The following is a 7,564-nucleotide window of genomic DNA, read 5'->3' as shown; positions in this document are numbered from 1 at the left end:
TTTTTACACAGTCTGGGCCATGGAGGGCCCGTTGCGGCGACCCCGGATCTGTGTCTGGACGACGTAACCCGACGAAGTCGGGCCGGAAACAGGAGCGAAGGACTTTGCTCACTTTGGTCCCTCAAAGTGAGTCGCCGAGGGGCGAAAAGGTGACCTGAGCCGAACATCAATCCACCTGACATCACAGAACCGCTGTGTGACGCAGAGCGTCACGAACTGCATTCCCACGCGGAGCGTGGGAACGATAGTCAACCGTCCAACCTTTTGGGGTCAGTTCAGAGCATCGGGGCGATTATCAGTTAATAACCCTGGCCGCGATCCACCTGTCCTTGCATCGCTTCACCGCGTTCAAAGCGGCGAATGTTATCGAGCAGGCCAGGAAATGCGCTTTCCGGCTGGGTCATGGCCGCCACATGCGGGGTCAGCAGGATCTTCGGGTGTACCCAGAACGGATGGTCGGCTGCTGCCGGTTCCTGCTGCAGCACATCCAGCACCGCAGCGCTGAGTTGGCCGCTGTCCAGCGCTTCAAGCAGGTCCGCTTCCACCAGATGCCCGCCACGGCCCATATTGATCAGCGCGGCCCCCTTGGGCAATTGCTCGAAAAGCCGGCGATTGAGGATGCCTTCGGTCTGCCCGGTCAGCGGCAGCACACACAGCAAAATGTCGCACTGCCCTAGAAATGCGTCCAGTTGCTCTTCCCCGGCATAGCACTGCACAGCGTCGATTCGATGCTCGCTGCGCGCCCAGCCCGACAGTTGGAAACCGAAGGGTTTGAGGCTCGACAGAATATGCTGCGCCTGCAAGCCCAGCCCCATCACGCCGACTCGCCGTTGGTTCGCCGGTATCAGCGGTTGGGCTTTCCAGACGCCTTCAACCTGCTGCTGCCGATAACGCAGCATTTCCCGATGCAGGCTCAATACGGCGAAGGTCGCGTATTCACACATCGCGTGACTGATGCCAGGGTCCAGCAGACGCACCACCGGCAGTGATTTCGGAATACGGCTCAGGTCCAGCTGGTCCACACCTGCCGACAGGGCAAACAGCACTTTCAGGTTGGGCAGCAGTTCCTGCAGATCATCGGGCGCCAGCCAGGCGCCCAGATAGTGGATGTCGGCCGGGTCGCCGATGTCTGGCCATACGCGCCATTCAATGTCCGGCGCGTGCTCGGCAAACAGGACGCGCCAGCGTTCGGCACGTGCGGGATCGGCTTTGTAGAGCAGGGCGGGCATGGGCGTTTCCTGAGCATGAAAGATGAGCCTCATCATGCCGTAAAAGCAAAGCACGATCTGTCGAAACGCCTGCTTCCAGGCCTCTCCAATGTCCGAAAAGCGCCGCTGCCCGGCAGATTGCATGGTGATGTGCGGGCATGAAGGAATCTGCCGTTTGCGAGGCGAAAAACAGTCGATATGGACATCTGAGGGTGCAAGTTCGGCGTAGATCATTTCGCTGAACGCTTAACCTGAACAGCATTGCAGCCACCCCCGCCGGCTGCCTGGCCCATGATAGGTAAAACCATGAACAGCAAAGTCGACGACACCCCTCATCTGATCCGCCAGCGCGACCAGTTTGTGCCGCGTGGCATTGTCACGGCCCACCCGCTGGTCATCGACCGCGCCCAGGGTTCTGAATTGTGGGACGTCGATGGCAAGCGCTATCTGGATTTCGTCGGCGGTATCGGCGTGTTGAACATCGGCCACAACCACCCGAACGTGGTCGCGGCGATTCAGGCGCAGCTGACCAAAGTCACCCACGCCTGCTTTCAGGTGGCCTCCTACCAGCCCTATATCGACCTGGCCAAACGCCTGAGCCTGTTGATCGCAGGCCAGAGCGGCATCGATCATAAGGCAGTGCTTTTCACCTCCGGCGCCGAAGCCGTGGAAAACGCGGTGAAAATCGCCCGCGCCCACACCAATCGCCCGGCGATCATCTCGTTCCGCGGCGGCTTTCATGGCCGTACGCTGCTCGGCACCACGCTGACCGGCATGAGCCAGCCGTACAAACAGAATTTCGGCCCGATGGCGCCTGAGGTGTTCCACACCCCGTACCCGAACGAATACCGCGGCGTGACCACCGAAGTGGCGCTGGCGGCGTTGCACGAGCTGTTGGCCACTCAGGTCGCACCGGAGCGTGTGGCGGCGATTCTAATCGAGCCGATGCAGGGCGACGGCGGCTTCCTGACTGCGCCGGTCGAGTTCATGAAGGCCTTGCGTGCCCTTACCGAACAACACGGCATCGTGCTGATTGCCGATGAAATCCAGTCCGGTTTCGGGCGTACCGGCAAATGGTTCGGCTTCGAGCATTCGGGCATCCAGCCGGATCTGGTGACCGTGGCCAAGAGCCTCGCGGGCGGCATGCCGCTGTCGGGCGTGGTCGGGCGTGCCGAGATCATGGATGCACCGCTTCCGGGCGGCCTGGGCGGCACCTACGGCGGTAATGCGCTGTCCTGCGCCGCGGCACTGGCAGTGATCGACACCTACGAGCAGGAAAACCTGCTGGCGCGCGGCGAACAGTTGGGCGAACGCCTGCGTGCCGGTCTGCTCAATCTCAAAGAGCGTTACGCCTGCATCGGCGACGTGCGCGGCACCGGTTTCATGCTCGCCATGGAGATGGTCAAGAATGACGCAGCCCGCAGCCCGGACGCCGACCTCAACCAGAAGATCATCGACCAGGCGCGCCTCGGTGGCCTGCTGGTGATCAAGTGCGGCGTGTACCGCAACGTCCTGCGCTTCCTGGCCCCGCTGGTGACCACCGAGCAGCAGATCGATGAGGCGTTGGGCATTCTTGACGCTGCCTTGGCACGAGTATTGAAGTCCAGCTGAGCGCAAGCGTGGTCGCGGCTGTCGTCAGACGCTGCGATCACCCGCGCTGGGGATCATTGTTGAATGGAGACGTTGCCTGCCATGGGGCTTATTGATTACCGCGCACTGCTGATCGATTGTGATGAAGTGCTGGTGGACCGTGATTCCGGTGTCTGGACGGCGTTGCAGCCGTTGCTGGACAACGGTCTGAACACACCCGGCAAAGACCAGGTACTCACTGAATTCAATGATGTCATCCGCACGTTGTACCCGCGCTTTGACGAATTGGGTTTCAGCGGGCTGCTGTGCTTTGCGCATCGACAGCTGGCCGAACGACTGGGGATCAAGGCGAGTTGGGAGGAAGGCATGAGCTTCGCCCGCTCGGTGCCGAACTGGACGCTGTTCGAGGATGCGCCCGGCGCGATGCTCTACCTGCGCAAGTTCTATCGATTGCTGGTGTACGCCGACCGCGACCTGCAAGATCGCGGCCTGCTGTGCGAGCGACTGGGGCTTGAGCCCGACAGCCTGCTGTCATTGACCACCCACCCGCTGGAAGACACGGGCTGGCTTGCCGATATGGATCTGGAGCCGCGTGAGACCCTGATAGTGTCACGCCCACCGGCCTCGGCGTTGGCAAGCGGTGGGTTGTGCCTGATCCGGCGTGGTCGGGAACAGCACAGCAAGCCCTGCACGGCGGATATCTGCATCAACAGCATGGCTGATCTGGTCGCTCAGCATCAGCTGTCTTTACGGCGCTGATTTTGCTAGAAGGTAGGCACCGTGAATGGCAATACATGAGGTAGGTAATGGAAGGCTTGGTCAAACTGGATCGGATTGATATCAATATTTTGGTAGAACTCCAGAAAGACGGGCGCATGACCAACGTCAGCCTGGCCGATGCCGTCGGACTTTCCGCGAGCCCTTGCCTGCAACGCGTCAAACGCCTGGAGTCGGCAGGTTACATTTCCAGCTACAAAGCGCACCTTAATCTGGCCAAGATCACCGAATCGGTCACCGTGTTCACGGAAATCTCCCTCAGCGACCACAAGCGCGAAGACTTCGCCAAATTCGAAGCCAACATCCGTCACGTCGACGAAGTGCTGGAATGCCACCTGATCAGCGGCGGCTACGATTACCTGGTGCGCTTCATGACCCGCAGCATTCAGCATTACCAGGAAGTGATCGAAGAGCTGCTGGACAAGAACATCGGCATCTCCAAGTACTTCAGCTACATCGTCATCAAATCCCCGGTCATGAAAGACGGCGTGCCGCTGCGCAAACTGTTGCGCCACTGAAGCGCTAGCCCGGAGAGGACGCAGAGCGTCCAGAACGGCATACCCACGCGGAGCATGGGCACGATAGCGTTCGCACGGTGTGTATAGCGCTGAGCCACGATAGCGTTCGCCCGGACACATCGTGCCCCACCCGTTCCGCGATCTACCTGACGACTATCGTTCCTCACGCTCCAGCGTGGGAATGCCTGGCGTGACGCTCCGCGTCACAGATCTGCGCCACACCGCATACGCAGCCGTGAATACTGGGCAAAGAATAGGTATGTCTGAATTTCTGGCATAGGGCTACTATCCGGACGGCACTTTGGCCGGGCTTTTGCTCGTGCAGATTTGAAAAACCGGCAGGAGCCCCTGTCGCCATGGATTTCAAAAGGATGTGTTCGATGCCCGTAGCCCCTCGTTTCCTTGACCATTACCGCAAGGCCGACCGGATCATGCTGGGTCTGATCTGGCTGTTGTTCATCTACGCGCTCGGGTTGGCGTTCTGGTTCGACACCTTCACCCAGGCAGTCGTCGTCGGTGGCGGCACCGCGGTGGTGCTGACCGGGCTGTATCGGGCCATCGGCGGCACCCGATTGATGCGTTGCTGTTTCGGCGTCGGGCTGATGGTCATGACCGCGCTGCACATCAATCAGGCCCACGGGCAGGTCGAGATACATTTCGGCATCTTCGTCCTGCTGGCGGTGCTGACCTTCTACCGCGACTGGCTGCCGATTCTGGTCGCTGCCGTCACCATCGCCATTCACCATGTCGGCTTCCATGCCCTGCAGCATTCCGGCTTCCCGGTGTACGTCATGCACCACGGCTTCGGCTGGAGCATGGTGCTTGTGCATGCGGTGTATGTGGTCGTTGAAAGCGCGATTCTGGTCTACCTCGCGGTACAGAACCAAGCCGAGGCGGTCGAGAATCAGGACATGCTGGACCGGATGCTGGCCACCACCAACCAGTTCTCTACCGATAGCCAGTCCAACCAGCAGTCGGGCAAACATGTTTCGCTGGCGCAGCGTTTCGAGCAGTTTCTGGCGCAGATCACCGGCCTGGTCGACGGCGTGGTGCGTGACACTCGCGGGCTTGGCGAACTGGGTCATGACCTTGCCAAGGCCAGCAGTACGCTGGAAACCGGTGCGCAGCATCAGCTCAGTGAAATCGCGCGCATGACCGGCGCGATGCAGCGCATGGGCGATGCCATGAACGATATCTCCAGCCACGTCGCGCAAGCCGTGCAGCGGGCCGGTGACGCCAGCGATCAGGTCGCTCACGGGCGCGACAGTGTCGACCGTGCGCAGAGCGAAATCACCCAGCTTGCCGCACGCATCACGACCACCGATGAAACCGTACAAGCCCTGGCCAACCAGTCAGAACAGATCGGCAAGGTGCTGGACGTGATCGGCAGCATTGCCGAGCAGACCAACCTGCTGGCCCTCAACGCCGCAATCGAAGCCGCCCGCGCCGGTGAGCAGGGCCGAGGCTTTGCGGTGGTGGCCGATGAAGTGCGCAACCTGGCGCAGCGCACAGCGTCGTCGACCAAGGAGATCCAGACCATCATCGAAGACCTGCAAAAAGGCAGTCGTCAGGCCGCTACGGCCATGAACGACAGCCTGCAGGGCGTCGGGCGTTGTGTCGAGGACAGCCAGCGCGCTTCGCAATCCCTGCGCGCCGTCGGCGAAGGCATCGGCCATATCACCCAGCTTAACGGCTTGATTGCCACGACGACCGAACAACAGTCCGCCGTCAGCCGGGAAATGGCCGACCAGTTGCGCTCGGTGCAGACCATCGCCGAACAGACCGCCGCCAATATCGGTGTGCTGGCGACCAGCAGCCAGAGCCTGTCGCCACTGGCTATCCGCCTGGAAGCGCTGGGCCAGAGCTTTCACGCGTAGTTTTCGCGCTCAGGCGAACACCAGCCCCGACGAACGCAGCAGTTCCTGAGTGTAGGCCTGCTGCGGTGCAGCGAAGATCTCGCGGGACGGGCCCTGCTCGACGACCTTGCCGTCCTTGATGACGATCAGGTCATGGGCCAGGGCGTGAACCACCGCCAGGTCATGGCTGATGAACAGGTACGTCAGGCCATGACGGATTTGCAGGTCGCGCAGCAGGGCGACGATCTGCTTTTGCACGGTCCGGTCGAGCGCCGAGGTCGGCTCGTCGAGCAGGATCAGATCCGGTTCAAGCACCAGCGCCCGCGCGATGGAAATACGCTGGCGCTGCCCGCCGGAAAACTCGTGCGGGTAACGATGCCGGGTGGCCGGGTCCAGGCCGACTTCCTGCAACACGCGGATCACGGTCTGTTCACGCTCTTTCGGCGTACCGATGGTGTGCGTCACCAGGCCCTCGGCAATGATCTGTTCCACAGTCATGCGCGGGCTGAGACTGCCGAACGGGTCCTGAAACACCACCTGCAGCTGGCGGCGCAACGGGCGCATCAGGTGCTGACTGTGCAGGCTCAGTTCCTTGGTGCCGAAGCGGATGCTGCCCTCTGAATCGACCAGGCGCAAAATCGCCTGGCCCAGCGTCGACTTGCCCGAACCCGACTCGCCGACAATGCCCAGCGTCTTGCCCTTGAGCAGCTCGAAACTCACCCCGTCCACCGCCTTCACATACTGAGGCTCACGTTTGAACCAGGCCTTGCCCAGCGGGAACCAGACCTTCAGGTCCTGCACCGACAGCAGCGTGTTGCTGTGCGTGGACGGCACCGGTTCGCCATCCGGCTCGGCATTGATCAGCAGACGGCTGTAAGGGTGCTGCGGGCTGTCGAACAGGGTCTGGCAATCGGCCTGCTCGACGATCTCGCCCTCACGCATCACGCAGACCCGCTGGGCGATGCGCCGCACCAGATTGAGGTCGTGGCTGATCAGCAGCAGCGACATATTCAGCCGCTGTTGCAGGGACTTGAGCAACTCCAGAATCTTCACCTGCACGGTCACGTCCAGCGCGGTGGTCGGCTCGTCGGCGATCAGCAGATCCGGCTCGTTGGCCAGCGCCATGGCAATCATGATGCGCTGCCGTTGCCCGCCCGACAGTTGATGCGGATACGCCTTGAGACGGGACAGCGGATCACGAATGCCGACCAGTTCCAGCAACTCCAGAGTGCGGCTCAGCGCAGCCTTGCCCTTGAGGCCCTTGTGGGTCACGAGGATTTCGCCGATCTGTTTTTCGACCGTGTGCAGCGGGTTCAGCGAGCTCATGGGCTCCTGAAAAATCATCGCCACTCGATTGCCGCGCAGGCTGCGCAACTGCTTGTCGCTGGCGCTGACCAGGTCCAGCCCGTCGTAACGAATCGAGCCCTGGGTGCTGACGGTTTTCGCCGGCAATAGGCGCAGAATCGAATGCGCCGTGACCGATTTGCCCGAGCCGGATTCGCCCACCAGCGCCAGGCACTCGCCACGGCGGATGTCGAGGCTGACGCCATGCACCACTTCGCGGCCGTTGAAGGCGACCCGCAGGTCACGAATTTCAATCAGGTTGTCGTGCATG

General features: G+C 61.4%; 6 protein-coding genes. 4 read left to right on the top strand and 2 right to left on the bottom strand.

Going from position 1 to position 7,564, the window contains the following annotated elements; genetic code table 11:
• Positions 1–299: 299 nt before the first annotated feature.
• On the bottom strand, positions 300–1,229 hold the full coding sequence (locus GE543_RS09505) for a glyoxylate/hydroxypyruvate reductase A (protein WP_153221279.1): 930 nt from the start codon (positions 1,227–1,229) through the stop codon (positions 300–302).
• 285 nt (positions 1,230–1,514) lie between these two features.
• On the opposite strand from GE543_RS09505, the gene gabT reads away from it, so the two are divergent.
• The 4 genes from gabT (at position 1,515) to GE543_RS09480 (ending at position 5,970) form a co-directional block, all read left to right on the top strand.
• Positions 1,515–2,819 carry a 4-aminobutyrate--2-oxoglutarate transaminase gene (gabT, locus tag GE543_RS09500; protein ID WP_153221278.1) on the top strand — a complete coding sequence of 435 codons (1,305 nt, stop codon included), beginning with the start codon at positions 1,515–1,517 and terminating at the stop codon, positions 2,817–2,819.
• Positions 2,820–2,900: 81 nt separating this feature from the next.
• Positions 2,901–3,557 carry an HAD family hydrolase gene (locus GE543_RS09495; protein WP_032697504.1) on the top strand — a complete coding sequence of 219 codons (657 nt, stop codon included), beginning with the start codon at positions 2,901–2,903 and terminating at the stop codon, positions 3,555–3,557.
• Positions 3,558–3,604: 47 nt separating this feature from the next.
• The gene (locus GE543_RS09490) at positions 3,605–4,093 is read left to right on the top strand and encodes an Lrp/AsnC family transcriptional regulator (RefSeq protein ID WP_002555947.1); all 489 of its coding nucleotides are present in this window, start codon (positions 3,605–3,607) and stop codon (positions 4,091–4,093) included.
• 380 nt (positions 4,094–4,473) lie between these two features.
• Complete coding sequence (locus tag GE543_RS09480; protein WP_178118575.1) at positions 4,474–5,970, top strand: methyl-accepting chemotaxis protein; 1,497 nt, start codon at positions 4,474–4,476, stop codon at positions 5,968–5,970.
• A 9-nt stretch (positions 5,971–5,979) separates the two neighbouring features.
• Here GE543_RS09480 and GE543_RS09475 read toward each other — a convergent pair whose 3' ends face one another.
• A complete protein-coding gene (locus GE543_RS09475; protein ID WP_153221276.1) occupies positions 5,980–7,563 on the bottom strand; it encodes an ABC transporter ATP-binding protein in 1,584 nt (527 codons plus the stop codon).
• Position 7,564: the final 1 nt, after the last annotated feature.

This window comes from Pseudomonas sp. SZ57 (assembly GCF_009495975.1).
GTDB lineage: Bacteria > Pseudomonadota > Gammaproteobacteria > Pseudomonadales > Pseudomonadaceae > Aquipseudomonas > Aquipseudomonas syringae.
Note: the sequence above shows the minus strand (reverse complement) of the source record. Positions and strands in the feature narration are given on the sequence as shown.

Excerpts from the sequence above, each read along its gene's own strand:
- gabT (WP_153221278.1), top strand. The coding sequence starts at position 1,515 with ATGAACAGCAAAGTCGACGACACCCCTCATCTGATCCGCCAGCGCGAC.
- GE543_RS09505 (WP_153221279.1), bottom strand. The coding sequence starts at position 1,229 with ATGCCCGCCCTGCTCTACAAAGCCGATCCCGCACGTGCCGAACGCTGG.
- GE543_RS09495 (WP_032697504.1), top strand. The coding sequence starts at position 2,901 with ATGGGGCTTATTGATTACCGCGCACTGCTGATCGATTGTGATGAAGTG.
- GE543_RS09490 (WP_002555947.1), top strand. The coding sequence starts at position 3,605 with ATGGAAGGCTTGGTCAAACTGGATCGGATTGATATCAATATTTTGGTA.
- GE543_RS09475 (WP_153221276.1), bottom strand. The coding sequence starts at position 7,563 with ATGCACGACAACCTGATTGAAATTCGTGACCTGCGGGTCGCCTTCAAC.
- GE543_RS09480 (WP_178118575.1), top strand. The coding sequence starts at position 4,474 with ATGCCCGTAGCCCCTCGTTTCCTTGACCATTACCGCAAGGCCGACCGG.